This is a genomic window from Streptomyces sp. NPDC050549, from assembly GCF_040655035.1.
Lineage (GTDB): Bacteria > Actinomycetota > Actinomycetes > Streptomycetales > Streptomycetaceae > Streptomyces.
In genome coordinates, this window is record NZ_JBFAJD010000003.1 from 280610 (window position 1) to 304764 (window position 24155).

A 24155-nucleotide genomic window follows, 5' to 3' on the forward strand; every position below is an offset into this window, starting at 1 on the left:
CTGACGGAGTATCAAGTGACTTCACGGGGGTGAGGTCATGGGAGCCGCATGGGGCCGAGGACTCGCGGAGACCGGTGAGTGGCTGGAGGTCTACGGAGAGACCGAGCCGCAGTCCATTCCGCTGGAGCGGATCTTCGCAACGGGACCGGAGAAGGCGGCCCCCTTCACGGGGTATCTCTACGTCTGGACGCTCGGGTACACGCGGGACGCTCCCGACGTGAAGGTCGCGCTGCTGTTCCCGGCCATGGGCGATTGGCGGGTGAAGGACGTCCAGGCCATCGTGTATCACCTGCCGCCGGTGGAGGACGAGCGGGCGTGGCGGGCCACACTGGCCAGAGACATCCGGGCGGCCGGCCCTGTTCTGGAGGCCGCCGGCAATCTCACGGCCGACCTGGTCGGCTTTCCCGAACTCAACGCGATCACGTCCGCCGCAGCCCACATGAGGGCGCGCAGCGCGCCCCAGATGCGGGACGAGGAGTGGTACGTCAAGAGAGTGCACCGCAGTCCCGGCGGGAACCTGTACCAGGGAGTCGAGTGGACGCTCCCGGCGAACTTCGTGAAACAGATCGGGACCCGGGTCACCGGCGCCCTCCTCGTACAGTTCGTCGGTGCGGCACCCGCAAACGCGGACAGTGCTCCTCCTGACGGCGAGCCGCTGCCTCTCCTGGCCTGCGCGGCACTCACCCGCGACAAGGAGGTGAGGCTGTCCGAGGACGACTACGTCCGGCTGCCGCTCCGTGTCACCCCCGAGCGCCCGCGAACGTAGCCCCGGCACAATGGTCCCCATGCCCCGACCCACCCCCTGCCCCTGCGGCCTCCCCGCCCCCTACGACAACTGCTGCGGCCGCTACCACTCGGGCACCGCCGCCGCCCCCACCGCCGAGGCGTTGATGCGCTCGCGCTACAGCGCCTTCGTGCGGTTGGACGCGCCGTATCTGCTGCGCAGTTGGCATCCGAGGACGCGTCCTGTCGCACCGCTCGATCTTGACCCGGGGATGCGGTGGACCGGGCTGGAGGTCCTCGACACGAGCGGCGGGTCGGCGTTCCACTCCGCGGGGACCGTGACGTTCCGGGCCTCGTACCGGGGTGGTGCGATCCATGAGCGGAGCCGGTTCGAGCGGGTCGACGGAGCGTGGGTGTACGTCGACGGGGAGTTCCTGGAGTAGGTCAACTACGGGGCCAGGATGTCCAGTTCCTGGAGTGCGCCGATCGTGATCTCGCGGGTGAGGGTCTCCGCGCGGACCGCGTCGCCCTCGCGGACCGCCTCCGCGACCTGGACATGGAGGGTGACTGCGGCCGGGTCGGGGTCCTCGAACATGACCTCGTGGTGGGTGCGGCCGGCGAGGACCTCGGTGACGACGTCGCCGAGGCGGGCGAACATCTCGTTGCCCGAGGCGGCGAGGATCACCCGGTGGAAGGCGACGTCGTGGACGAGGTAGGCCTCCAGTTTGTGACCGCGTGAGTTGGCCACCATGCCGATCGCGCACTCGGTGAGTTCCGCGCACTGCTCCGCAGTGGCGAACTTGGCCGCCAGGCCCGCCGCGATCGGTTCGACCGCCGAGCGCAGCACCGTGAGCGAGCGCAGTTGCTGCGGGCGGTCGGCGCCGGCCAGGCGCCAGCGGATGACCTGTGGGTCGTAGACATTCCACTCGGCCCTGGGGCGGACGGTGACGCCCACTCGGCGGCGGGACTCGACCAGGTGCATGGATTCGAGGACGCGGACCGCCTCGCGCATCACGGAGCGGGACACCTCGAAGTCCTTGGCGAGCTCGTCCGTACGCAGGACGCTGCCCGGCGGGTACTCGCCCGCGGTGATGGCGGGGCCGAGGGAGTCGAGTACGCGGCCGTGCAGCCCGCGGCCCGGAGTGGTCATGCACTCAGCGTACGGGGCGCGTCACCGAACCAAAAAGTCAGACTTATATGTCACAGACTCTTGAATTCGTCGTACCTAATCGGTTTCAGTGGGATCGACATCAGGTGTCGACGGAGACAGTGAGGCAGCGATGCGTACCCCCCATGTCGTCGTGGTGATGGGCGTAGCGGGCACCGGGAAGACCACCATCGGTCCCCTGCTCGCGGCCCGGCTCGGTGTGCCGTACGCCGAGGGCGACGACTTCCACCCGCAGGCCAACATCGCCAAGATGTCGGCCGGGCACCCGCTGACGGACGAGGACCGGTGGCCCTGGCTGGATGCCATCGGCTCCTGGGCGCACGGCCGCGCGGGGCTCGGCGGGGTCGTCAGCAGCTCGGCGCTGAAGCGGTCCTACCGCGACCGGCTGCGGGCCGCGGCCCCCGGGGTCGTCTTCGTGCATCTCACCGGCGACCGCGCACTCATCGAGGACCGGATGGCGCACCGGCACGGGCACTTCATGCCGACCGCGCTGCTCGACTCGCAGTTCGCCACGCTCCAGCCGCTGGAGGCCGACGAGGCGGGGGTCGCCGTGGACGTCACGGGCAGCCCTGAGCAGATCGCCGAGCGGGCCATGGCCGCGCTGGAGCAGGTCCCCGAGCCGACCGTCTGACACCTGCACCCCCCTGTTCCTCCCCCACCAGTTCCTCCCCCTGTCCCTCCCCCGTATCCGCAAGGAATCCACCGTGACCAGACTCAGCGTCGAGATGCTGGCAGCGGACCCCGTCGAGCCCATCACCTCGGCCGGCCACGCACAGCTGGGCATCGCCGTTCTGGCGGGCATCGCCGTCATCGTCCTGCTCATCACCAAGTTCAAGATGCACGCCTTTCTGGCGCTGACCATCGGCTCGCTCGCGCTGGGCGCGTTCGCCGGGGCACCGCTGGACAAGGCGATCACCAGCTTCACCACCGGGCTCGGTTCGACCGTCGCCGGTGTGGGTGTGCTGATCGCGCTGGGCGCGATCCTCGGCAAGCTGCTCGCCGACTCGGGCGGCGCCGACCAGATCGTCGACACGATCCTCGCGAAGGCGAGCCCCCGCTCGATGCCGTGGGCGATGGTCCTGATCGCCTCCGTGATCGGGCTGCCGCTGTTCTTCGAGGTCGGCATCGTGCTGCTGATCCCGGTCGTGCTGATGGTCGCCAAGCGCGGCAACTACTCGCTCATGCGGATCGGTATCCCGGCGCTCGCGGGACTGTCCGTCATGCACGGGCTCATTCCGCCGCACCCCGGTCCGCTGGTCGCCGTCGACGCCGTCAAGGCCAACCTCGGGCTGACCCTCGCGCTCGGCGTGCTGGTCGCCATCCCGACCGTGATCATCGCGGGCCCGCTGTTCTCGAAGGTCGCCGCCCGCTGGGTCGACGTCCAGGCCCCCGAGCGGATGATTCCCGCCCGCCCCTCCGAGGACCTGGAGAACCGTCCCGGCTTCGGCGCGACCCTCGCCACGATCCTGCTGCCGGTCGTCCTGATGCTCTCCAAGGCGCTGGTCGACATCATCGTCGACGACCCCGAACACACCACGCAGCGCGTGTTCGACGTCATCGGCTCGCCGCTGATCGCGCTCCTCGCGGCCGTCATCGTGGGCATGTTCACGCTGGGGCGCCCGGCGGGCTTCACCAAGGAGCGGCTGTCCTCGACCGTCGAGAAGGGGCTGATGCCCATCGCGGGCATCCTGCTCATCGTCGGCGCGGGCGGCGGCTTCAAGCAGACGCTGATCGACTCCGGCGTCGGCCAGATGATCCTGGACATCTCCAAGGACTGGTCGATACCGGCGCTGCTGCTGGCCTGGCTGATCGCGGTCGCGATCCGGCTGGCGACCGGCTCGGCGACGGTGGCCACCATCTCGGCGGCCGGGCTGGTCGCCCCACTGGCCGCCGACATGTCGTCGACCCACACCGCACTGCTTGTGCTCGCGATCGGCGCGGGCTCGCTCTTCTTCAGCCATGTCAACGACGCCGGATTCTGGCTGGTGAAGGAGTACTTCGGCCTGAGCGTCGGCCAGACCCTCAAGACCTGGTCCGTCATGGAGACGATCATCTCGGTGGTCGCCGGCGGACTGGTCCTCCTCCTCTCGCTGATCATCTAGGGGTACGGGAATGAGTCATCCTCTCTTCGACATCAGTGGCCGTACGGCCCTGGTCACCGGTTCCAGCCGGGGCATCGGACTCGCCCTCGCGCAGGGCCTGTTGGAGGCCGGCTGCACGGTCGTCCTGAACGGACGGGACGGCGAACGGCTCACCAAGGCCGCCGCCGAACTCTCCGGCGACGTCCACACGGCCGCCTTCGACGTGACCGACGGTCCGTCAGTGGCCGCCGGGATAGCGGACGTCGAGGAGCGGGTCGGTCCGCTGGACATCCTGGTGAACAACGCCGGTATGCAACTGCGGGCCCCGCTCCTGGAGTTCACGGACTCCGACTGGCACCGCATCATCGACACCAACCTCACCAGCGCGTTCCTGGTCGGCCGTGAGACGGCCCGGCGGATGACGGAACGCGGCCACGGAAAAATCATCAACATCTGCTCGCTGCAGAGCGAGGTGGTCCGCCCCGGCATCGCGCCCTACGCGGCCACCAAGGGCGCCCTGAAGATGCTCACCAAGGGCATGTGCGCGGACTGGGGCCCCTCCGGCGTCCAGGTCAACGGCCTCGGTCCCGGCTACATCGAGACGGAACTGACCCAACCCCTCGTCCAGGACGAGGAGTTCAGCGCCTGGGTACGGAAGCGGACCCCGGCCGGTCGCTGGGGCAGCACACGGGACCTGGTCGGCGGAGTGCTGTTCCTGGCGTCGCCCGCCGCGGACTTCGTGAGCGGACAGGTGCTGTACGTCGACGGCGGCATGACGAGCGTGCTGTAGAGAACGGGAGTCCAGACATGCTGGGTTGTGTGATTCACGGTCAGGGCGACCTGCGGGTCGAGGAGTTGACGGTCCCCGAGCCCGGCCCGGGCCAGGCCCTGGTCGCCGTCCGCTACGGCGGCGTCTGCGGCTCCGACCTCCACTACTGGCGCCACGGCGGCGTCGGCGACTTCCGCCTCAAGGAACCGATGCTGCTCGGCCACGAGGTGGTCGGCACGGTCCTGTCCTACGGCACCGGAGGCTCAGGTCCCGCCCCCGGTACGGCGGTTGCCGTGCACCCGGCCACTCCGTGCGGGGTCTGCCCAGAGTGCGCGGACGGTCGGCGGAACGTCTGCCGGGACACCGCATATCTGGGCAGCGCGGCCCGCTTCCCGCACGTGCAGGGCGGATTCGCCGCCCAAGTCACCGTCCCCGCCGACCAGTTGAGGGCGGTCCCCGAGGGCCTGGAACTGCGCCGGGCCGCCCTCGCCGAACCGCTCTCCGTGGCCTTGCACGCCGTACGCCGGGCCGGGGACGTGACCGGACGCCAGGTGCTGGTCACCGGCGCGGGCCCGATCGGCTGCCTGGTCGTCGCGGCGGCGAAGGCGGTCGGCGCAGCACACGTCACGGTCACCGATCTGCTCCCGGCGGCGCTGAGTTACGCCACCGCGGCCGGTGCCGACACCGTCGTACGGGCCGATGATCCGGACGACTCCGGGTGGCCGTCGGAGGTCGACGTGGCCATCGAGGCGTCCGGGGTGGCGGCCGGGCTCGACACCTGTCTGCGGCTGGTGCGACGGGGCGGGGTGGTCGTACAGCTCGGGATGCTGCCCCCGGGGCAGAGTCCCTTCGCGGGGAACCTGGTGGTCAGCCGGGAGATCGAACTGCGGGGCGCGTTCCGCTTCGACACGGAGTTCGACGACGCGCTCCAACTCCTCGCCGTGGAGCCCGCGTTCGACGCGCTCGTCAGCGCGGTGGTACCGGTCCCGGATGCCGAGTCGGCGTTCGCACTGGCGGCCGACCGGAGCCGGTCGTGCAAGGTGCTGCTGGACTTCGGGGGCCGAGCCGGTCCTGCGTGATACTGCTGGACTCCGGGGGCCGAGCCGGTCCTGCGCGGTGCTGCTGGACTTCGGGCGTTGAGCCAGCACTGCAGGGCGCAGCTGGGCTTCGAAAGGTGAGTCGGTATTGCAGGGCACTACTCGACTTCGAGAACTGAGGCGGTCCTGCAAGTCGCTGCTCGACTTCGCGCCCTGCGCCGAGCTCGCGACCCGGCTCGCCTCCTCGGCCCGGGCGGCGGCGCCTTGGCGTCCCTCTGAGCCCAGGCATCGACCCCGGGCCCGCCTCCCGCGCCCCGGCACAGCGCTCCCTGGCTCGCCTCCCGCGCCCAGTCGTCGGCCCCTGGGCTCGCTTCCCTGCTCCGGGCGTCGGCCGCTCGGCCTGCCTCCCTGGCACCGGCGCCGACCCCTCGGCTCGTCTCCCCGGCCCAGGCGGTCGGCTCCTCGGCCTGCCTCCCGAGCATCGATTCGCAGCTGCTTTCGCATCTTGGGCGCATCGCCGTCCCGGGCGGGGCAGGCCGTCCATGTCTCGGGCGACCGCCTGTTCCTCGTACCGCGGTACTGGGGTACCGCGGTACTGGGCCCCCTGGGACGGCACACTCTGCGTCCTGCGGGACGGGGATCCCGGGCTGCGCGTGGAGTACGTCAGCGGGCGCGACCACCGCGCCAGGGAATGCTGACCGCGCTCACGGCTTCCACAAAGGGTGTTCCCGCTTGGCCCACTCCCTGCTCACCGACCCGGTGCGCAGGCCCGCACGCGCCTCCGGGTCGCCGAGCGCCATGCCGATGTGGCCGCCCAGCACGATGCCGATCGTGAGGGCGAGCCAGTCGTGGACGAAGGTCGCGCTGGTGCGCCACATGATCGGGGTGAGGTGGGTGAACCACATCATCAGGCCCGTGCCGAGCATCACCAGGCTCGCGCCGGCGATCCAGTTGGCGTAGATCTTCTGGCCGGCGTTGAACTTGTCGGCCGGGCGGGCCGACCGGCGTTTGTCGCGCATCAGGGCGCCGCGCAGCCAGACCCGGTCGTGCGGGCCGAAGCGGTTCAGGAAGCCGAGGTTGACGCGGAAGCCCCGGGAGAAGAGACCGAAGAGGACGGGCACGGGAAGCGCGACACCGGCCAACTCGTGGATGCGGACGACGAGTTGGCGGCGGCCGACGAGTTCGGCGAACTCCGGGATGTAGAGGCAGGCCGCGGTGGCCACGCAGATGCCCATCAGCACGGCCGTGGTCCGGTGCACCCAGCGCTCGGTGCGGCCGAAGCGGCGGACGCGGGACGAGGGCTCCGTGGCAGGGGCGTGGGCTTCAGCTCGTAGGGGCATCGCCGCGTCCGTTCGACTTGCCGACCCAGGCGTCGACGTCGTAGCCCCGGTCCTCCCAGTAGCCGGGCTTCACGTGCTCGGTGACCGTGATGCCGGAGAGCCACTTCGCGGACTTGTAGAAGTACATGGGGGCGACGTAGAGGCGGACCGGGCCGCCGTGGTCGTGGCCCAGGGGCTTGTCCTGCATGCGCAGCGCGACCAGGATGTCGGAGCGGCGGGCCTGGTCGAGGGTGAGGCTCTCCGTGTAGGCGCCGTCGAAGCAGGTGAAGCGGACCGCCCCGGCCTTGGCGCGCACTCCCGCGACGTCCAGCAGCCGGGACAGTCTCACGCCCTCGAAGGGGGTCCCGGGGACGCGCCAGCCGGTGACGCACTGGACGTCCTTGACCAGCCGGGTCTGCGGCATCGCGCGCAGGTCGGCCAGGGTGTAGGTGGCCGGCTTGTCGACCAGTCCGTCGACGGTCAGCCGGTAGTTCTCGGCGTCCCTGTTCGGCACGGACGCGGTGACGGAGTAGTAGCGGAAGCCGCCGCCGTTCGGGAGGAGTCCGGTCAGCCCGGTGGGGTCCTTGCCGGAGACGGCGCCCAGGAACCCGTCCATGCCCTTCTGCAGGACGGGCGCGGACACGACGCCGAGGGCGCCCAGTCCGAGGGTGCCGAGGAGGACACGGCGGCCGATGGGCCGGCCCTGCGCTTCCTGCTCCTCCTCGGGCGACTCGGTCGGTTCAGGGTTCACGCGTTCATTCGAACACCCGCGACCCCGGCGCGGCCAGGGATCGCGGATGCTCGTCAGACTTCCGTAACCACTTCTTACGTGCTTCTCAGCAACGACAGCTCGCCCACAGGTTCCTACGGTGCCTCCGTCGCCGCCTTGTCCAGCTGGAACGCCTCGTTGCCGAGCCCGATGCGGGCGTGCGCCTCGGGGTTGCGGGAGCGCAGGAACAGGCCCTGGGCCAGGCCGACGAGCAGGGCGAGACCGACGATGCCGGGCAGGATCCAGCTCAGGGACGAGCCGGGGCCCGCGCCGACCAGGACGTCGAAGTCCTTGACGGTGTAGACGGCGATGACGACGAGCGCGATGCCGGAGAGCGCGGAGGTGACCAGCCGCCAGGCCTGGGCGCCGGCGGAGCCGCGGCGGGCGAAGAAGACGATCACCGAGAGGGAGGCGGCGGCCATCAGCAGGATCACGCCGAGGGCGCCGATGTTGCCGAACCAGGTGAACAGGTGCAGGACCGGCTCGGTGGGATCGCCGGTGGGCTTGTCGTCGGCGACCGCGAAGACGATCACGATCACGGCGGACACGGCGGTCTGCAGCAGCGAGCCGGTGCCGGGGGCGCCGCTGGATCCCGTCGTACGGCCGAAGGCGGACGGCAGCAGGCCCTCGCGGCCCATGGCGAAGGCGTAGCGGGCGACGACGTTGTGGAAGCTGAGCATCGCCGCGAACATGCCGGTGACGAACAGGACGTGGAGCACGTCGGTGAAGGTGCCGCCGAGCCGGGACTCGGTGAGGTAGAAGAGCAGGCCCGCGCTCTGCTTCTGGGAGACGCCGACGACCTGGGAGGGCCCGGTCGCGACGGTGAGCGCCCAGCAGCTGAGCGCGAAGAACACGGCGACGCCGCCGACCGCGAGGAACATCACGCGCGGCACCAGGATGTGCGGGCGGCTGGTCTCCTCGGCGTACACCGGGGCCTGTTCGAAGCCGAGGAAGGCGGCGATGCAGAAGCACAGCGCGGTGCCGACGCCGGCGCCGCTGAGGGTGTCGGGGTTGAAGGCGTGCAGCGACAGGCCTTCCTTGGCGGGGTCGGCGACGGCCGCGATGTCGAAGATGACGACGAGCGCGACCTCGACGATCAGCAGGACGCCGAGCACGCGCGCGTTGACGTCGATCTTCAGCCAGCCGAGCCCCCCGACGACGGCCACGGCCACCAACGCCGGTATCCACCAGGCCACTTGGAGGTGGGCGTAGGTGGAGAACAGTCCGGAGACCTCGAAGCCGAAGATGCCGTAGATGCCGACCTGGAGGGCGTTGTAGGCGACGAGCGCCACCAGGGCCGCGCTCGCGCCGGCGGTGCCGCCGAGGCCGCGGGATATGTACGCGTAGAAGGCGCCCGCATTGTGGACGTGGCGGCTCATCTCGGCGTAGCCGACGCTGAAGAGGACCAGGACGACGCCGAGGAGGACGAAGAGCAGCGGCTGCCCTTCGATGCCCATCACCGCAAATGTGGTGGGCATGACACCCGCGACCACCATGAGGGGCGCGGTCGCCGCGAGCACGGAGAGCAGCAGGCCCCCGGTGCCGAGCCGGTCGGCGCGCAGGGCGCGCTCCTGCCCTCTGAACGTGCTGATGCCGCCGCCGTCCGCGGTGGCGCTGCTCGTGCTGGAACTGCCCGTCGTCATGGCGGGAACGTCCTTTCGGGGTCGCTACGGAGGCGTTGGTACGAAGGCCTTGGTACGAGTGCGTTGATACGAATACGTCGGTACGGGTGCGTTACGTCGTACCGAGCGCGTGGTCGCGCGCGGTACGGAAAGCGGTGAGCGGGTCGCGGTCCGGGTAGGACCAGGGGGCCGGGGTCTGGTGGTCCCCGATGCGGTGGAACAGGGCGGCGGCCTCGGCGCTGCGGCCCTCGCAATACTTGGCGTGGGCGAGGAAGTTGAGGTCGACCAGGCGGCGCGGATGGCCCTCGTGCTCCCACTCCAGCCACCAGTCGAAGGCGGCCTTCATCACCTGCCGGGCCCGGCGTCCGGACCAGTGCCCGGAGGCGGCCGGGTCGGCGGGTTCCAGGCCTGCGGCGGCCAGCACGCGGTAGCGCTCGGCGTGCGCGACGACCGGCAGGATGGCGAGCGGGGAGTCGGCGGGGGCCTGTTCGGCGGCCCAGTAGGCGAAGTCGTAGACCTCGTGCAACGGGTCGAGGCCGGCGGTGGCCCGGCGCTCGGCCAGCCTGGCGACCATCAGGTGGTGGGCGTGGTGGTGGTCGGCGTGCCGGTGGCGGACCTCGTCGAAAAGCTGGACGACGCCCTCGTCGGTGCCGAGGCTGTGCTCCAGGAGGAGCATTCCGAGCCAGGGAGTCGGATCGGCGGGCACCCGGGCCGCCGCCGTACGACAGGCGTCGCGGGCCTTGACGGGCTTCTCCTTGCCGGCCAGTACGCGCTGGACCAGGGCGACGGCGAGCAGCACGGAGGCGTCGCCGGAATCGGGTTCGGCGAGCAGCCAGTCACGGGCCCAGGCGGCGGTGTAGGACTCCAGGGCGAGGACCGTGACCCGATGGGCGCGCAGATCCCACTCGTCGCCCGTCTGGGCGAGCAGGCCACGCACCACCTGCCAGCGGCCCTGGGCCAACGCGGCGCGCGCGGCGACGAGTTCTCCGTCGTCGAGGGCGGCGTCGAATGCCTGGGCCGCACGTTTGTGGCGGCGTCCGAGGGGTGGCGGGGGTGGTGACACCCGGGTATTCCTCACGATCCTCACGCGACGCTGCGGGACATCGGCGTGCCATCGGCCGATCACGCACAGCAAACCCCCAGCCAACACTTCACGTCAAGTGCCGTACGGCTGTTACTCCTGTCAACTGCCTTCACGCAAAAGGCACTTGTGGCCACAACCCCTACCCGGGACGGTACGCTGCCAAGCGTTCGCGGGTAACCGATGTGTCGTACGCCATGGCGCTCGGGCGCGCGGCGGCGGACCATGGAAGCACGGGTCCGCTTCCGGGTACTCCCAGGGGCACGCCGGGCCCTGGGGCGCTACAGTCGCCCAAACGCCCCCCGTAGCCCGGCCCAACGATCGAGGTACGCAGCGTGTCGGTTCTGGTTCTGATGCTCTCCGTGAGTGCCGCCTGTTGCCTCGGCTTCGGGTTCGTGCTCCAGCAGAACGCGGCCCAGCAGGCACCTCTGAGCGACTTCCTCTCCCCGCGGCTGCTCCTCGACCTGATGCGGGTGCCGCGCTGGCTCGGCGGTATCGCCCTGATGGTCACGGGCATGGTGCTGGGCGCGATAGCCCTGTCCCAGGGCGAGGTCTCCCTCGTGGAACCGCTCCTCGCCACGAACCTCCTCTTCGCACTCGCCCTCTCCCGCAAGCAGACCAGACAGTCCCTCGGCCGCCAGGGCTGGGCGGGCCTCGCGCTCCTGGCCGGCGGTGTCACGGCATTCATCGTCGCGGGCGAACCGCGCAGCGGAACGGCGGTCACCGACCCCTTCCGCCACTGGCTGATCATCGGCGCGATGGTGGGCCTCGCCCTCCTCCTCACGACCTACGCCAAACGCTCCCGCCTGAGCGCGGGCCCGGTCCTCCTGGCCCTGGCCGCCGGCCTCCTCTACGGCGTGCAGGACGCGCTGACCCGGGTCAGCGGCCAGCGCTTCACCGAGGGCGGCCTCACCGAACTCGTCACCGGCTGGCAGCCGTACGGAGTGCTGGCGCTCGGCGTGACGGGCCTGGTGCTCGTGCAGAGCGCGTTCGAGACCGCCCCCCTGCGCATGTCCCTCCCCGCCCTCACCGCGGCCCAGCCGCTGGCCGGGATCATCTGCGGGGTGGGCTTCCTGGGCGACCGGCTGCGCACCGACACCGGCGCGCTGGCCTGGGAGGCGGTGGGCCTCGCCGGGATCGTCGTAGGCATCCTGCTGCTCGGCATGCACCCCGCGATGCCGCGCGGCACGACGAAACCGCGGCCGGCCCTGGACCTCCAGCCCCGCTGACCGCCCCTCCCCTGTTTGGATGGGGCCATGAGCGCAGCAGACGAAATCCTGGACATCGTCGACGAACACGACCAGGTCATCGGCCAGTCCCCACGCGGCGAGGCCTACGCCCGGGGCCTGCGCCACCGCGCGGTCTTCGTCCAGACCCGCGACGCCCAGGGCCGCGTCTTCGTCCACCGCCGCACCCCCACCAAACTCGTCTTCCCCTCCCTCTACGACATGTTCGTCGGCGGAGTGGTCGGCGCGGGCGAGTCCTACGACGAAGCGGCCCTGCGCGAGGCAGAAGAGGAACTCGGCGTCACCGGCCTCCCGCAACCCGGCTTCCTCTTCAAGTTCCTGTACGACGACGGCGCCGGCCAGACCTGGTGGTCGGCGGTGTACGAGGTGCGCTGCGAGCTGCCGGTCAGCCCCCAGGTGGAGGAGGTCGAATGGCACGCCTTCCTGGAGGAGGGAGAGATCGTGCGGCGGCTGGACGAGTGGGAATGGGTACCGGACGGCCTGGCGGCCTACGAACGACTCAAGGCGCACCGCGAAGAACCGGCCGGATAGGGTCCTTTCCGTGATCGATTTTGCACGGAACGTCCGGCTGTGGTTCGCGCCCCAGGAGATCGGCGAGGAGGGCGACACCCCCGACTACCGCTTCTCGCTGGCCAACGAGCGCACCTTCCTGGCCTGGCTGCGCACCGCGCTCGCGCTGATCGGCGGCGGCTTCGCGGTCGACCAGTTCCTGCCGGACCTGCGCTGGGCCTGGCGCGTCGGCCTGGCCCTCGCGCTGCTCGCGGCGGGCGTCCTGTGCTCACTGCGCGCGGTCAACCACTGGGTGCGCTGCGAGCGGGCGATGCGCCGCGGCGAGGACCTGCCGGTGTCACGCTTCCCCGCACTCCTGAGCATCGCCGTGGCGATCGTGGCCGTGGCGATGGTCGTCGTCGTACTCGCCGGATGGGAAGGGTGACCAGACCCCCGGCCCCGGACCGCGACCCCGGCCTGCAGCCCGAACGCACCCGCCTGGCCTGGCGCCGCACGACCCTGTCGAGCACGGTCGCCGCGGTCCTCGCCGTAAAGGCGGCACTGCACGGCGGAGTCGATGCGGAAGGGGTCATCGTCTGCGCCCTGTGCTGCGCACTCTGGCTCGGCTTCCTGGCCGTGGCCCACCACCGCATCACCACCCTCACAGCCGGCGGCACACCCCCGCCCCTGGCCCCCCGCCACGCCACAGCGGCGGTGCTGTGCACGGTGGCCGTGGCGGTATGCGCGGCGGTGCTCGTGTACTGACTGAGGAATGGGGTCGGAGCCGTACGGCCGAGGCCCGGGATGGACCGCTCACCCGCATCCGCCGACGCACGTGAGCGGGTCGTGGCGGTACGGCTCAGCCCGCCGCTCAGCCGGTTCCCACGCCGCCCACTGCGGCAACTGACAGAGGGGCGCAACCCGCGGCGGGCTCGCCGTACCGCCACGACCCCACCCGCCACCCGCGGCGCCACGCACCCGGATCACCCGATATGGGCGATTCCCGTGGCAGCCTGTGCGACGTCATCGCCCGCACTTCCGAAGGTGAGCACCATGACCACCCTGCACCTGGAGCACTCCGCGCACACCCACACCCACGGCCCGGACTGCGGCCACGCCCCGGTCCCGCACGGCGACCACGTCGACTACGCGCACGACGGGCATCTGCACCGCGAGCACGGCGGCCACTGGGACGAGTGCGAGCCGGGGGGCCATGTCGCCCACCAGGAGCACGCGCACCAGCACGGCCAGGACTGCGGCCACGAGAGCGTGCTGCACGGCGACCACGTCGACTACGTCCACGACGGCCACCGCCACGCCCTGCACGACGGCCACTGGGACGACCACTGAGCCCGAACGGCCTGAACGCACCTCCCCACAGCTCCCCGCCGTCCCGCGCGGGGAGCTGTCGGCCTATCGTGGCCCCGATCACCTTTCGTTCCCCCACTGGACGACATACCGACCGGTCGGCATGATGGTGCGAGACCTGTTCGTCCGTTCGTAGGAGTGATGTATGAGCCCCGACCACCCGCCCGGACTCGATCTCGACCGGCTGCGCGGTCTGCTCGACCGCGAGCGGCCCGGTCTGGTGACCGGCCCCTTGTCCGGCCGGCTGATCGAGGGCGGACGGTCGAACCTCACCTACGCGGTCACCGACGACTCCGCGAAGTGGGTCGTACGACGCCCCCCGCTCGGCCACGTCCTGGCCACCGCGCACGACATGAAGCGCGAGCACCGGGTGATCAGCGCCCTGCACCCGACGAACGTACCGGTGCCGAACCCCGTCCTCCTCTGCGAGGACGACGAGGTGCTCGGGGCGCCGTTCTACGTCATGGAGTTCGTCGAGGGCACCCCGTACCGCACCGCCGGCGACCTCGCGCCGCTCGGCCCGGAGCGCACCCGGGGCGCGGTACTCGAACTGGTCGACACACTGGTCGAGTTGCACGCGGTGAACCCCGTCGAGGTGGGCCTCGCGGACTTCGGCCGCCCCGAGGGCTTCCTGGACCGCCAACTGCGCCGCTGGGGCAAGCAGTTGGCCGCCTCCCGCAACCGCGAGCTGGCCGGGGTCGAGGAACTGCACGCGGCCCTGGGCCGCCGCCTCCCCGACTCCCCCGCCCCCACGGTCGTACACGGCGACTACCGCCTGGACAACGTCCTCATCGGCGAGGACGACAAGATCAAGGCGATCCTCGACTGGGAGATGTCCACGCTCGGCGACCCGCTCACCGACCTGGGTCTGCTGGTGATGTACAGCATCCCGCTGGAACTGCCCAACTCCCCCATTTCCACGACCGCTTCGGCCCCCGGGCACCCGGTACCGGCCGAGCTGATCGAGCGGTACGCCGCGCGCTCGGGGCGCGATGTGTCGTCGGTCGCCTGGTACACGGCGTTCGCGTGGTTCAAGCTCGCCGTGATCCTGGAGGGCATCCACTACCGCTACACCCTCGGCCAGACCGTCGGCCGCGGCTTCGACCGCATCGGCGAACTGGTTCCCGTCTTCATCGAGCACGGCCTGACCACCCTTCAGGAAGGCTGATCCACCATGGACTTCGCGTACGACGCACGCACCGAGGAACTGCGCGCCAAGCTCCTGGCCTTCATGGACGAGTACGTCTACCCGGCCGAGCCGGTCGCCGAGGAGCAGCGCGCTCAGCTCGCCTCCCCCTGGGACACCCCCGCCGTAGTAAGGGAGTTGAAGGCGGAGGCCCGCAGGCAGGGTCTGTGGAACCTCTTCCTCCCGGACGCCGAGTACGGCGGCGGGCTCACCAACCTCCAGTACGCACCGTTGGCCGAAATCACCGGCCGTTCCCCGCACTTGGCGCCCACCGCGCTGAATTGCGCGGCGCCGGACACCGGCAACATGGAGGTGCTCCACCAGTTCGGCGACGAGCAGCAGAAAAAGCAGTGGCTGGAGCCGCTGCTGGCCGGTGAGATCCGCTCGGCGTTCGCGATGACCGAGCCGGAGGTGGCCTCCTCGGACGCCACGAACATCACCACGCTGATCGAGCGGGACGTCGACGACTACGTCATCACCGGCCGCAAGTGGTACATCTCCGGGGCGATGAACCCGGACTGCAAGATATTCATCGTGATGGGCAAGACGGACCCGGACGGCGCCGACCTCCGCCGCCAGCAGTCCATGGTCCTCGTCCCGCGCGACACCCCGGGCGTGACCGTCAAGCGCGCGATGCAGGTCTTCGGCTACGAGGACCACTCGCACGGCGGCCACGCCGAGGTCGTCTTCGACCACGCGCGCGTGCCGGTGACGAACCTGATCGGCGAAGAGGGCGGCGGCTTCGCCATCGCCCAGGCACGGCTCGGCCCGGGCCGTATCCACCACTGCATGCGGCTGATCGGCATGGCCGAGCGGGCGATCGAGCTGATGTGCCAACGGGCCGTCTCCCGCGTCGCGTTCGGCAAGGCGCTGGCCCAACAGGGTGTCGTCCACAACTGGATCGCGGACGCCCGGGTCGCCGTCGAGCAACTGCGGCTGCTGGTCCTGAAGACGGCCTGGATGATGGACACCGTCGGCAACAAGGGTGCCCACGCGGAGATCCAGGCCATCAAGATCGCCACCCCGCGGACGGTCGTCGGCATCCTCGACAAGGCGATCCAGCTGCACGGCGCGGGCGGTGTCAGCCAGGACTTCCCGCTGGCCGAGCTGTACGCGAGCGCCCGCACTCTCATGCTGGCCGACGGCCCGGACGAGGTGCACCAACGGTCGTTGGCGCGCCGGGAGTTGAAGAAGTACCTGTAGCACAGCGAAGGGCTGGAAGGGGTATCGGTACCCCCTCCAGCCCTTTTCCCCCGAGGTGATGGTCAGTTGGGCGTGCTCGCCTTCAGCGTCCAGCCCTGGCGGCAGGTGTGGCCGAAGGTGCCGATGTCGCAGCCCTCGACGGTGAAGACGTAGGCGCCGGTGTTCCGCTCCAGGACCCGGATCCGGCCGGACGTGCTCCCGGCGAACTCCCGCTGGGTGCCCCCGGGGTCGGAGGCGCTCGTCCAGCGGACCAGGAACGAGTCGTAGTGGTGCTCCGGGGCCGTCATGCCCCAGTTGAAGTAGGCGTAGCCGTTGTACTCCCACGCGGCGACGACCATGTTCGAGCCCTGTCGCCAGGACCAGGTGGCGGTGCCGTACGTGAAGTACTGACGCTTTCCGGCGTACACGTTGTTCAGGTACACGTCCTTGGTGTAGCCGGTCGGGCAGCCCAGCCAGCCTCCGGCTCCGCCGAGCGCGCTCCAACGCTGATAGATGTGGGGCTCGTTCACCGCGATACCGCACCCGGTCCGCGCCGGTGTCTGCGCGGCGGCCGGGACCGCCGCCGTGCCGCCGAGAGCGAGCAGGGAGCCCAGGACGACGCCGGTCAGGCGCCGCTTCGTTGACAACATGGTGTTTCCCCCGTTGGTTCCTGTCGTCCGGTCCGGCGGTGCGCCCGCCGTTCCGCTGCTACGAGCATCACGGCGACGGGGGCCAGGAGTTGAGGGGAAGCCCCCGGGCAAGGCCGGGGACCTCTCCCGGGTGGTCCGGGAAGCGTTCCCATGACACCCGGGCGCCGCGCCCCCACGATGGGACGCATGGACGACCGCGACGGGCGCACCCGGCCCCACACGGCCGCCGTGTACGCGCTGTTGGGGCTGGCGGCACTCCAAGTGGCCGTCGGGGCGGTCGCGTTGGCGCTGGCCGGTGTCCCCGTCGCGGACCTGGTCCACTTCGACATGGTCGTCGACCTCGCGGTCGGCCTCGCCTATCCGGTCTGCGGCGCGGTGATCGCGCTGCACCGGCCGCGCAATCCCATCGGATGGCTGCTGATCGCCTACGGGCTGGGCCACGCGTTCACCGGCATGTCGATCGGACTGGCCGTCCAGGGACTGCGGTTGGGCTGGTCGCCGGAGCTGCTGCACGCGGTCACGACCGTCGGCCGCCACACCTGGATCCTCGGCAGCTCCACGGCGTTCGTGCTCGTGTTCTTCCTGTTCCCCGACGGCCGGCTGCCCGACCGCCGCTGGCGCTGGGCCCTGGCCGCCCAACTCCTTTCCTCCCCACTGGACTTCGCGATCTGGGCGCGGGACGACTGGGGCCTGTTCCGCGGTACGCCAGCCCAGCCCTCCTACCTCCCGGTGCCGGACAGCTGGATGCCCGTCCTGCGGGACGTCGAGACGGCCAAGGCCTGCCTGGTACTGGCCGCCGTGTTCGCCGTCATGGCCGTGCGCTACCGGCGCGGCGGGGAGCAGGACCGCCGCCGACTGCTGTGGCTGATCGCGGGAATGCTCCCGCTGGCGCTGAGTGTGGCCCTGCAGATCCTCGGCTTCCCGGCCGTCTACACCTCGTGCTGCACGCTCTTCCTGCCGACCGCCATCATGATCGCCGTGGTCCGCGAGGAGCTCCTCGACATCCGCCTCGTCGTCTCCCGCAGCCTCCTCTACGGCACCCTCACGGTCGGCGTGATCGTCACCTACGTCGGCCTCGTCACCTCCGTGCAGGCCCTCCTCAACCCCGACCCCGCCCTCCTCGGCCCGGCGTTGATCACCGTCACCCTGGCCCTCGCCTTCGCACCCGCCCGCCGCCTCCTCCAGCGCATGGTCGACCACGCCCTGTACAGCGACCGGCACGACCCGGTGCGCGCGGTCTCCCGCATCGGCGAACGGCTGGCCGGCACCGGGGTCGACGCGGTCCCGGAGGCGGTCGGCGAGGCGCTGCGGCTGCCGTACGTCTGCGTGGAGTCGAAGTCGGGCGTGACGGACGGGAGTTGGGGCGAACCAGGCGAACTGATCCACGCCATACCGCTCGACTACGACGGCCGGACCGTCGGCGCGCTGGTGATCGGGCTGCGCCCCGGCGAACAGCAGCCCACGCCTGCCGACCTGGCCGTACTCGAACTGCTCGCCGTACCGCTGGCCGCCGCGCTGCACGCCACCGACCTCACAAGGCAGTTGCAGCACTCCCGGGAGCGGATCGTGGCCGCTCGCGAGGAGGAGCGGCGCCGGATCCGCCGCGATCTGCACGACGGGCTCGGACCGACCCTCGCCGGGGCGGCCTTCCAGGCGGACGCCGTCCGCAATCTGCTGGCCTTCGATCCGGAGCGGGCGGCCGTGCTGCTGGCCGACCTGCGGTCCGAGGTCGGGGGCGCGGTCGCGGAGGTGCGCCGACTCGTGGACGGGCTACGGCCCCCGGATCTCGACCAGTTGGGGCTGCTGGGCGCGCTGCGGGAACGTGCGGTACGGCTGTCCTGGCGGGCGGACGGCATCCCGCTCCAGGTGCGGGTCCAGGCGCCCGAGCGGCTGCCGGCGCTGCCCGCCGCCGTGGAGGTGGCCGCGTACCGCATCGCGATCGAGGCGCTGACCAACGCGGCCCGGCACGCCCGCGCCTCCCGCGTCGACCTGCGCATCGAGATCGGCGACGGGCTGCGGCTGGAGGTGTGCGACGACGGTTCGCCGGTGGCCGAGGAGACCGCGTGGACACCGGGCGTGGGCATCACGTCGATGCAGGAGCGCGCGGCGGAGCTGGGCGGCCGGTGCGTGGCGGGGCAGGGGCGGGTGGTGGCGACGCTGCCGCTGGGAGGGGCGCCGTGACGGGACGAGCACCTGGCGACGCCGACGCTGCGAAGGGCGCCGTGCCAGAACGAGCACCCGGCGACGCCGACGCTGCGAAGGGCGCCGTGCCAGAACGAGCACCCGGCGACGCCGGCGCTGGGAGGGGCGCTGTGACGGGACGAGCACCTGGCGACGAGGAGGACGCCGACGCGCTGCGGGTCGTACTCGCCGACGATCATCCCGTGGTCCGTACCGGGCTGGCCGCGCTGCTGGAGTCCGTGCGGGACGGGAGCCCGCGTGTGCGGGTCGTCGGGGTCGCCGCGAGCGGGCGGGAGGCGGTACGGGCGGCGGTTACCCTGCGTCCGCACGTGGTGGTGATGGACATCCGGATGCCCGACCTCAACGGCATCGAGGCGACCCGGGAGATCGGCCGGGTGGCTCCCCGGGTGGCCGTGCTGATGCTCACCATGGTCGAGGAGGACGACTCGGTGTTCGCGGCGATGCGGGCGGGCGCCCTGGGCTATGTCCTCAAGGGCGCGGGCCAGGACGAGATCGTCCGGGCGATCCGGGCGGTGGCCGCCGGTGAGGCCATCTTCGGCCCCGGTGTCGCCCGGCGTGTACTCGGACAGCTCAGCAGACCGCCCGACCGACCCGACCCGACCCGTGCCCGACGCTCACCCCGCGCGAACGGGACGTACTCGCCCTGATCGCCGACGGCCAGCCCAACTCGACGGTGGCCACCCGGCTGGGCCTGTCCCCCAAGACGGTCAGCAACCACATGTCGGCGGTCCTCGCCAAACTGGGCGTCTCGGACCGCGCGGAGGCGGCGGCGTGGGCCCGGGAGGCGGGGCTGGGTCCGTCCCCCGAGTCGTAGGCCTACGGCCGCAGCGCCCGCAGCAGCAGATCCGCCAGGTGGTCGGCGACTTCCTGGGGGCTGAGCGGGCCGCCGGGGCGGTACCAGGTCGACAGGTGGTGGACCGAGCCGAAGTGGTAGTCCACGACGAGGTCCGCCGGGGTCGCCGTGGAGAAGACGCCCTCGCGCTGGCCCTCCTCGACCAGTGCGCGGAAGCGCTCGTGGTAGCGGCGGCGCTCGGCGCGCACCTGTTTGTTCTTCTCCGGGCTCAGATGGTGCATGGACCGGAAGAAGATCGACGCGTCGTCGAGGTTGTCGATGGTCGTCACCACGACGTCGGCCGCCGCCGCCCGCAGCCGCTTCTCCACCGGCTCGTCGGCGCCCGCGAACACCTCGAGGCGCTCCTGCTGGAGGCGCAGCACGCGCGCGTACACCTCGTGCAGGAGGTCGTCCTTGGAGCCGAAGTAGTGGTAGAGCGCCCCCTTGGTGACCCCTGCGGCCTCGACGATCTCCTGCACCGAGGTGCGGTCGTAGCCCTGCTCGGCGAAGAGCCGGGTGGCGGCGGCCAGAAGCCGCTGCGGGACGGGAGCCCCGTCTCCGTCGGTCGTCCTGGGCACTGCCGCCACCTGCCTTTCCTGGGTGTTCACTCGCTGTCGTGCGACCGGGAACGCAGTTCCCGCCGGAGGATCTTCCCACTTGCCGTCTTCGGCAGCTCGGGCAGGATCTCCACCTGGCGCGGGTATTTGTAGGCGGCCAGTCTCTCCTTGCAGTACACGGCGAATTCATCGGGGTCGGTTTCGGCGCCCGGACGGAGACTGATGTACGCCTTCACGGTCTCGCCCCGGTATCCGTCCGGCACCCCGACGACGGCCGCCTCGCGCACCGCCGGGTGGGTGTACAGCACGTCCTCGACCTCGCGCGGCCACACCTTGAAGCCGGACGCGTTGATCATGTCCTTTTTGCGGTCGACGACGTACAGCCAGCCCTCCGGGTCCATGAACCCGATGTCCCCGGTGCGCAGTTCACCGTCCGGGAAGGTCTCGGCCGTGGCCTCGGGGCGCCGCCAGTACCCGGGCACGACCTGCGGCCCGCGCACCACGATCTCGCCCTGCTGGCCGAAGGGCACCTCCTCGCCCTGGTCGTCGACGATCCGTACGACGGTGTCGGGCCCGGGCAGGCCCACGGCCAGCGTCCCGGACGCCGGGTCGACGGGCGCCTCCAGCTGGGGCGGCACGGAGGCGCAGGGCGCGGTGCACTCGGTGAGGCCGTAGCCGTTGCGGATGTACGGCCCGAAGCCGGCCCGGAACTTCTCGACCAGGGCGGGCGGCACCGGGGCGCCGCCGGAAGAGATGGTCCGGAAGGACGCGAAGTGGTCCGGGGTGACGTCCGGGCGCGCCGCGAGCGCCATGAAGGCGGTGGACGGGCCGACCGTGTAGTGCGGCCTGTGCTCGGCGAACGCGTCGAGCACGACCCCGCCCTCGAAGCGGTACACCAGCACCAGCGAGCCCCCGCTGACGAGCGAGGCACCGAGTTGGCACACCATTCCGGTGATGTGGAACAGCGGCGCCATCGCGAAATACACGGGCGGGTCCGGCAGTCCGAGTCCGGTGCGCTGTCGCTCGGCGTTGTAGAGGATGTTGCCGTGGGTGTTGGTGGCGCCCTTCGGGGCACCGCTCGTCCCCGAGGTGTAGCTGATCAGCGCGATGTCGGAGGGCGCCGGGGCGGGCACTCCGGGCGCCTTGCGGCCCTCCTTGGCGACGGCCACCAGATCCGCCGTGTCCTCGGCCTGCGGAAGCCGCTCGAAGGTGAGCACGCGAGCGTCGTCGCGGGTCTGGAAGTCCAGCTCGCACGCGGTGAGCACGATCCGCACCGGCGAATCGGCCGCGGTGTCGCGCAGATACGAATCCCACGCGCGGTCCGAGCAGATGAGCGCGGCCACCTCGCCGTCGCGCAGGACGTGGGTCACCTCGCCCGACTTGTACATCGGGTTGACGGGCACGACGATCGCGCCCGCCTTCCAGGCGCCGAGCAGCGCGAGCACGAAGTGCGGCGAGTTCTGCAGCAGGATCGCGACCCGGTCGCCGTGTTCCAGTCCCCCCGCGGCCAGATACCCGGCGACGGAGTCACTGAGCTCGTCGACCTCGCGATAGCCGAGCCGGCCGTCGAAGTAGGTGAGGAAGGTGCGGTCGGGCGTCTCGGCGACGACCCGTCGCAGGGCGTGCACCAGCGAGTCGTCGGGGCTGATGGGCCCACGCTGGGCCTCGTTGAGCAGGCCGAGCCAGGGCCGGGCGGCATAGCGGGAGTCGGTCACTCTCCGGCCTCCCACTTCTGCTGGATATGGTTCATGGTGGTCAGCCAGCGGTCCGGTTCGGCGGCCCTGGCCTGGTAGAATCCGGCGACCTCGGGGTGCGGCAGGATCAGGAAGCGCTCCTCCTCGATCCCCTTCATCAGGGCGTCCGCGACGGCGTCGGGCTCGATGGCGGTCGGCTGCAGGACCAGGTCGCCCGCGCTGCCGCTGGCGGCAAGCATGTCGGTGCGGACGCCCTGGGGACAGATGGCGTGGACCTTGATCCCCCGGTGCCGGTAGGTCAGCGACAGCCACTCGGCGAAGGCGTAGGCGCCGTGCTTGGTGACGCTGTAGGGCGCGGCCCCGATCATGGTGAGCAGCCCGGCCGCCGACACGGTGGACACGAACCGCCCGCCGCCCCGCTCCAGCCATCCCGGAATCAGCGCCTCCGCGGCCCGCACATGAGCCATCACATTGACGTCCCAGGCCTGGGCCCACACCGCCTCACCGGCGGCTTCGGAACCGCCGGAGCCGACGCCGGCGTTCGCGCAGTAGATGTCGACGGTCCCACCGAGAGCGTCCCGGGCCTCACCGACAACGGCCGAGGCATCCCCCGGCACGGCGATCCCGCCGATCTCGTCGGCAACGGCTTTCACGCGGTCACCGTCCAGATCGTTGACGACGACCCGGGCCCCTTCGGCAGCGAACCGCCGCGCGAGCGCGGCCCCGATGCCACCCCCCGCCCCCGTGACGACAACCCCGGCACCCTGAACGGCTTCCACCATCGGTCTCCTTTGACTGCGGCCCCACTTCATGGCCAGACTAACCGGTCGGTATGTAACACCGGAAGGGCAGATGCTTTCGCCTTTGGGGGCGCGCGGAACTGCGCGAGCAACCACAACGGACCCGCGTCCGGCCCACAGCCTGCGGCAGCCCATACCGTGCCGACATGCCCCTCACCAGAAGAACCCTCCTGGCAGCGACCCCGGCGGCAACCCTCACTCCCACACTCCCCGAACGCGGCAAACCCGGCACTCTGCGAACCGGCTTCGAACAACTCGCCGCACACGACTACACCCAGCTGAACGGCCGACGCATCGGAATCGTCACCAACCCCACCGGCATCACCAGTGACGCCCACCACATCGTCGACGTCATGCACGCCAGCCCCCACGTGAACCTCACCGCGGTCTTCGGCCCCGAACACGGCTTCCGGGGCACCGCACAAGCGGGCGGCTCCGAGGGCCGCCACACCGACCCGGCCACCGAACTCCCGGTCTACGACACGTACTTGAAGAGCGGTCAGCCACTCGCCGACATCTTCGAGGCCTCCGGCGTCGACACCGTCGTCTTCGACATCCAGGACGTGGGCGCCCGCTTCTACACGTACATCTGGACCCTGTACGACTGCATGGAGGCGGCCCGGCTCGCCGGCAAGCGCTTCGTCGTGCTCGACCGCCCGAACCCGGTGACCGGCCGCACCGCCCAGGGCCCGGTCCTGCACCGGGAGTTCGCGACCTTCGTCGGCCGGCAGCCGATCGCGCAGGCGCACGGGATGACGGTGGCGGAACTGGCCCGGATGTTCAACGGGGAGTTCCTCAGGACGCCCGTGCCGCTGGAGACCGTACTGATGACGGGTTGGAAGCGGTCCGAGTTCTACGACGCCTGGTCGCTGCCGTGGGTGCCGCCGAGCCCCAACATGCCGACGCCGGACACCGCCCTCGTGTACTCGGGGACGTGCCTCTTCGAGGGGACGAACCTGTCCGAGGGACGCGGCACCACTCGTCCCTTCGAACTGCTCGGCGCGGAGGGCATCGACGGCCGCTGGGCGGCGGCGGTCGGTCGACTCGGGCTGCCCGGCGTGCACTTCAGGGAGGCGTACTTCTCGCCCACCTTCTCCAAGTTCCAGGGGAAGACGGTCGGCGGAGTGCAGATCCATGTGCACGACCGGGCCGCGTTCGACCCCGTACGCACCGGGATCGCGCTCCTGGTGACGGCCAAGAAGGTCTGGAGCGGCTTCGGTTGGCGCTCGGACCACTGGATCGACAACCTCACCGGGTCGGCGCGGGTGCGTACGGCGATCGACGCGGGCGCGGACACCGACGAGGTGGTGGCGGGGTGGCAGGAGGAGTTGAGGGTGTTCCGGAGGATTCGAACTGAATACCTCCTCTACAAGTGACTC

The 24155-nt window shown here is 70.9% G+C and carries 26 protein-coding genes; 17 read left to right on the top strand and 9 right to left on the bottom strand.

What is annotated here, in order from left to right:
* Positions 1-37 precede the first annotated feature (37 nt).
* Positions 38-766 (top strand): hypothetical protein, encoded by a 729-nt coding sequence (locus tag AB0I51_RS07360; RefSeq protein WP_362972339.1) that lies wholly within the window; start codon positions 38-40, stop codon positions 764-766.
* 19 nt (positions 767-785) lie between these two features.
* Positions 786-1166, top strand: coding sequence for a YchJ family metal-binding protein (locus tag AB0I51_RS07365; RefSeq protein ID WP_362972341.1), 381 nt, complete (start codon positions 786-788; stop codon positions 1164-1166).
* 5 nt (positions 1167-1171) lie between these two features.
* On the opposite strand, the gene AB0I51_RS07370 is transcribed toward AB0I51_RS07365, so the two are convergent.
* The gene (locus AB0I51_RS07370) at positions 1172-1873 is read right to left on the bottom strand and encodes a FadR/GntR family transcriptional regulator (RefSeq protein ID WP_362972343.1); all 702 of its coding nucleotides are present in this window, start codon (positions 1871-1873) and stop codon (positions 1172-1174) included.
* A gap of 130 nt (positions 1874-2003) precedes the next feature.
* Here AB0I51_RS07370 and AB0I51_RS07375 point away from each other — a divergent pair, with 130 nt between their 5' ends.
* The 4 genes from AB0I51_RS07375 to AB0I51_RS07390 all read left to right on the top strand — a co-directional run bounded on the left by AB0I51_RS07375 (position 2004) and on the right by AB0I51_RS07390 (position 5820).
* Positions 2004-2522, top strand: a complete 519-nt coding sequence (locus AB0I51_RS07375) for a gluconokinase (RefSeq protein WP_362972345.1) — start codon at positions 2004-2006, stop codon at positions 2520-2522.
* Between the two features lie 73 nt (positions 2523-2595).
* Entirely contained in the window at positions 2596-3993 is a 1398-nt protein-coding gene (locus AB0I51_RS07380; protein WP_362972347.1) for a gluconate:H+ symporter, read from the top strand.
* Positions 3994-4003: 10 nt separating this feature from the next.
* A complete protein-coding gene (locus AB0I51_RS07385; RefSeq protein WP_362972348.1) occupies positions 4004-4762 on the top strand; it encodes an SDR family oxidoreductase in 759 nt (252 codons plus the stop codon).
* A 17-nt stretch (positions 4763-4779) separates the two neighbouring features.
* On the top strand, positions 4780-5820 hold the full coding sequence (locus AB0I51_RS07390) for an L-idonate 5-dehydrogenase (RefSeq protein ID WP_362972350.1): 1041 nt from the start codon (positions 4780-4782) through the stop codon (positions 5818-5820).
* Positions 5821-6482: 662 nt separating this feature from the next.
* On the opposite strand, the gene AB0I51_RS07395 is transcribed toward AB0I51_RS07390, so the two are convergent.
* From AB0I51_RS07395 to AB0I51_RS07410, 4 genes are all read right to left on the bottom strand, one after another.
* Positions 6483-7118 carry a cytochrome b/b6 domain-containing protein gene (locus AB0I51_RS07395; protein ID WP_362972352.1) on the bottom strand — a complete coding sequence of 212 codons (636 nt, stop codon included), beginning with the start codon at positions 7116-7118 and terminating at the stop codon, positions 6483-6485.
* The gene (locus AB0I51_RS07400; protein ID WP_362972354.1) at positions 7102-7848 is read right to left on the bottom strand and encodes a molybdopterin-dependent oxidoreductase; all 747 of its coding nucleotides are present in this window, start codon (positions 7846-7848) and stop codon (positions 7102-7104) included. Before AB0I51_RS07400 ends, AB0I51_RS07395 begins: the two co-directional genes overlap by 17 nt.
* A 113-nt stretch (positions 7849-7961) precedes the next feature.
* Positions 7962-9509, bottom strand: a complete 1548-nt coding sequence (locus AB0I51_RS07405; RefSeq protein ID WP_362972356.1) for an APC family permease — start codon at positions 9507-9509, stop codon at positions 7962-7964.
* A 91-nt stretch (positions 9510-9600) separates the two neighbouring features.
* Positions 9601-10551 (bottom strand): hypothetical protein, encoded by a 951-nt coding sequence (locus AB0I51_RS07410; RefSeq protein WP_362972358.1) that lies wholly within the window; start codon positions 10549-10551, stop codon positions 9601-9603.
* 353 nt (positions 10552-10904) lie between these two features.
* Here AB0I51_RS07410 and AB0I51_RS07415 point away from each other — a divergent pair, with 353 nt between their 5' ends.
* From AB0I51_RS07415 to AB0I51_RS07445, 7 genes are all read left to right on the top strand, one after another.
* Complete coding sequence (locus tag AB0I51_RS07415) at positions 10905-11798, top strand: DMT family transporter (protein ID WP_362972360.1); 894 nt, start codon at positions 10905-10907, stop codon at positions 11796-11798.
* A 27-nt stretch (positions 11799-11825) separates the two neighbouring features.
* Positions 11826-12347 carry an NUDIX domain-containing protein gene (locus AB0I51_RS07420; protein ID WP_362972362.1) on the top strand — a complete coding sequence of 174 codons (522 nt, stop codon included), beginning with the start codon at positions 11826-11828 and terminating at the stop codon, positions 12345-12347.
* A gap of 10 nt (positions 12348-12357) precedes the next feature.
* Positions 12358-12750 (top strand): DUF202 domain-containing protein, encoded by a 393-nt coding sequence (locus AB0I51_RS07425; protein ID WP_362972364.1) that lies wholly within the window; start codon positions 12358-12360, stop codon positions 12748-12750.
* Positions 12738-13070 carry a DUF202 domain-containing protein gene (locus AB0I51_RS07430; protein ID WP_362972366.1) on the top strand — a complete coding sequence of 111 codons (333 nt, stop codon included), beginning with the start codon at positions 12738-12740 and terminating at the stop codon, positions 13068-13070. The genes AB0I51_RS07425 and AB0I51_RS07430 overlap by 13 nt, the downstream gene beginning before the upstream one ends.
* Positions 13071-13358: 288 nt before the next feature.
* On the top strand, positions 13359-13655 hold the full coding sequence (locus AB0I51_RS07435; protein WP_362972368.1) for a hypothetical protein: 297 nt from the start codon (positions 13359-13361) through the stop codon (positions 13653-13655).
* A gap of 163 nt (positions 13656-13818) precedes the next feature.
* Positions 13819-14841 carry a phosphotransferase family protein gene (locus tag AB0I51_RS07440; protein WP_362972370.1) on the top strand — a complete coding sequence of 341 codons (1023 nt, stop codon included), beginning with the start codon at positions 13819-13821 and terminating at the stop codon, positions 14839-14841.
* Between the two features lie 6 nt (positions 14842-14847).
* Positions 14848-16062 (top strand): acyl-CoA dehydrogenase family protein, encoded by a 1215-nt coding sequence (locus AB0I51_RS07445; RefSeq protein WP_362972372.1) that lies wholly within the window; start codon positions 14848-14850, stop codon positions 16060-16062.
* A 62-nt stretch (positions 16063-16124) separates the two neighbouring features.
* Here the strand turns inward: AB0I51_RS07445 and AB0I51_RS07450 are convergent, their stop codons facing one another.
* Entirely contained in the window at positions 16125-16691 is a 567-nt protein-coding gene (locus AB0I51_RS07450) for a hypothetical protein (protein ID WP_362972374.1), read from the bottom strand.
* 186 nt (positions 16692-16877) lie between these two features.
* On the opposite strand from AB0I51_RS07450, the gene AB0I51_RS07455 reads away from it, so the two are divergent.
* The 3 genes from AB0I51_RS07455 (at position 16878) to AB0I51_RS07465 (ending at position 19707) form a co-directional block, all read left to right on the top strand.
* Positions 16878-18872 (top strand): histidine kinase, encoded by a 1995-nt coding sequence (locus tag AB0I51_RS07455; RefSeq protein ID WP_362972376.1) that lies wholly within the window; start codon positions 16878-16880, stop codon positions 18870-18872.
* Between the two features lie 131 nt (positions 18873-19003).
* Positions 19004-19540 (top strand): response regulator transcription factor, encoded by a 537-nt coding sequence (locus AB0I51_RS07460; protein WP_362972378.1) that lies wholly within the window; start codon positions 19004-19006, stop codon positions 19538-19540.
* Positions 19540-19707, top strand: coding sequence for a helix-turn-helix transcriptional regulator (locus AB0I51_RS07465; protein WP_362972531.1), 168 nt, complete (start codon positions 19540-19542; stop codon positions 19705-19707). The genes AB0I51_RS07460 and AB0I51_RS07465 overlap by 1 nt, the downstream gene beginning before the upstream one ends.
* A gap of 2 nt (positions 19708-19709) precedes the next feature.
* On the opposite strand, the gene AB0I51_RS07470 is transcribed toward AB0I51_RS07465, so the two are convergent.
* From AB0I51_RS07470 to AB0I51_RS07480, 3 genes are read right to left on the bottom strand one after another with little or no spacing between them, the layout of a single operon-like run.
* The gene (locus AB0I51_RS07470; RefSeq protein WP_362972380.1) at positions 19710-20303 is read right to left on the bottom strand and encodes a TetR/AcrR family transcriptional regulator; all 594 of its coding nucleotides are present in this window, start codon (positions 20301-20303) and stop codon (positions 19710-19712) included.
* A gap of 26 nt (positions 20304-20329) precedes the next feature.
* On the bottom strand, positions 20330-21997 hold the full coding sequence (locus AB0I51_RS07475) for an AMP-binding protein (RefSeq protein ID WP_362972382.1): 1668 nt from the start codon (positions 21995-21997) through the stop codon (positions 20330-20332).
* Positions 21994-22758: an SDR family oxidoreductase gene (locus tag AB0I51_RS07480; protein ID WP_362972384.1), complete on the bottom strand. Its 765-nt coding sequence runs from the start codon at positions 22756-22758 to the stop codon at positions 21994-21996. The genes AB0I51_RS07475 and AB0I51_RS07480 overlap by 4 nt, the downstream gene beginning before the upstream one ends.
* 164 nt (positions 22759-22922) lie before the next feature.
* On the opposite strand from AB0I51_RS07480, the gene AB0I51_RS07485 reads away from it, so the two are divergent.
* Positions 22923-24152: a DUF1343 domain-containing protein gene (locus AB0I51_RS07485; RefSeq protein WP_362972386.1), complete on the top strand. Its 1230-nt coding sequence runs from the start codon at positions 22923-22925 to the stop codon at positions 24150-24152.
* Positions 24153-24155 lie beyond the last annotated feature (3 nt).

Coding starts and splice junctions, on each gene's coding strand:
- AB0I51_RS07420 (WP_362972362.1), top strand. CDS start 11,826: ATGAGCGCAGCAGACGAAATCCTGGACATCGTCGACGAACACGACCAG.
- AB0I51_RS07405 (WP_362972356.1), bottom strand. CDS start 9,509: ATGACGACGGGCAGTTCCAGCACGAGCAGCGCCACCGCGGACGGCGGC.
- AB0I51_RS07375 (WP_362972345.1), top strand. CDS start 2,004: ATGCGTACCCCCCATGTCGTCGTGGTGATGGGCGTAGCGGGCACCGGG.
- AB0I51_RS07480 (WP_362972384.1), bottom strand. CDS start 22,758: ATGGTGGAAGCCGTTCAGGGTGCCGGGGTTGTCGTCACGGGGGCGGGG.
- AB0I51_RS07385 (WP_362972348.1), top strand. CDS start 4,004: ATGAGTCATCCTCTCTTCGACATCAGTGGCCGTACGGCCCTGGTCACC.
- AB0I51_RS07450 (WP_362972374.1), bottom strand. CDS start 16,691: ATGTTGTCAACGAAGCGGCGCCTGACCGGCGTCGTCCTGGGCTCCCTG.
- AB0I51_RS07390 (WP_362972350.1), top strand. CDS start 4,780: ATGCTGGGTTGTGTGATTCACGGTCAGGGCGACCTGCGGGTCGAGGAG.
- AB0I51_RS07440 (WP_362972370.1), top strand. CDS start 13,819: ATGAGCCCCGACCACCCGCCCGGACTCGATCTCGACCGGCTGCGCGGT.
- AB0I51_RS07485 (WP_362972386.1), top strand. CDS start 22,923: ATGCCCCTCACCAGAAGAACCCTCCTGGCAGCGACCCCGGCGGCAACC.
- AB0I51_RS07360 (WP_362972339.1), top strand. CDS start 38: ATGGGAGCCGCATGGGGCCGAGGACTCGCGGAGACCGGTGAGTGGCTG.
- AB0I51_RS07430 (WP_362972366.1), top strand. CDS start 12,738: ATGGGAAGGGTGACCAGACCCCCGGCCCCGGACCGCGACCCCGGCCTG.
- AB0I51_RS07370 (WP_362972343.1), bottom strand. CDS start 1,873: ATGACCACTCCGGGCCGCGGGCTGCACGGCCGCGTACTCGACTCCCTC.
- AB0I51_RS07435 (WP_362972368.1), top strand. CDS start 13,359: ATGACCACCCTGCACCTGGAGCACTCCGCGCACACCCACACCCACGGC.
- AB0I51_RS07445 (WP_362972372.1), top strand. CDS start 14,848: ATGGACTTCGCGTACGACGCACGCACCGAGGAACTGCGCGCCAAGCTC.
- AB0I51_RS07455 (WP_362972376.1), top strand. CDS start 16,878: ATGGACGACCGCGACGGGCGCACCCGGCCCCACACGGCCGCCGTGTAC.
- AB0I51_RS07395 (WP_362972352.1), bottom strand. CDS start 7,118: ATGCCCCTACGAGCTGAAGCCCACGCCCCTGCCACGGAGCCCTCGTCC.
- AB0I51_RS07365 (WP_362972341.1), top strand. CDS start 786: ATGCCCCGACCCACCCCCTGCCCCTGCGGCCTCCCCGCCCCCTACGAC.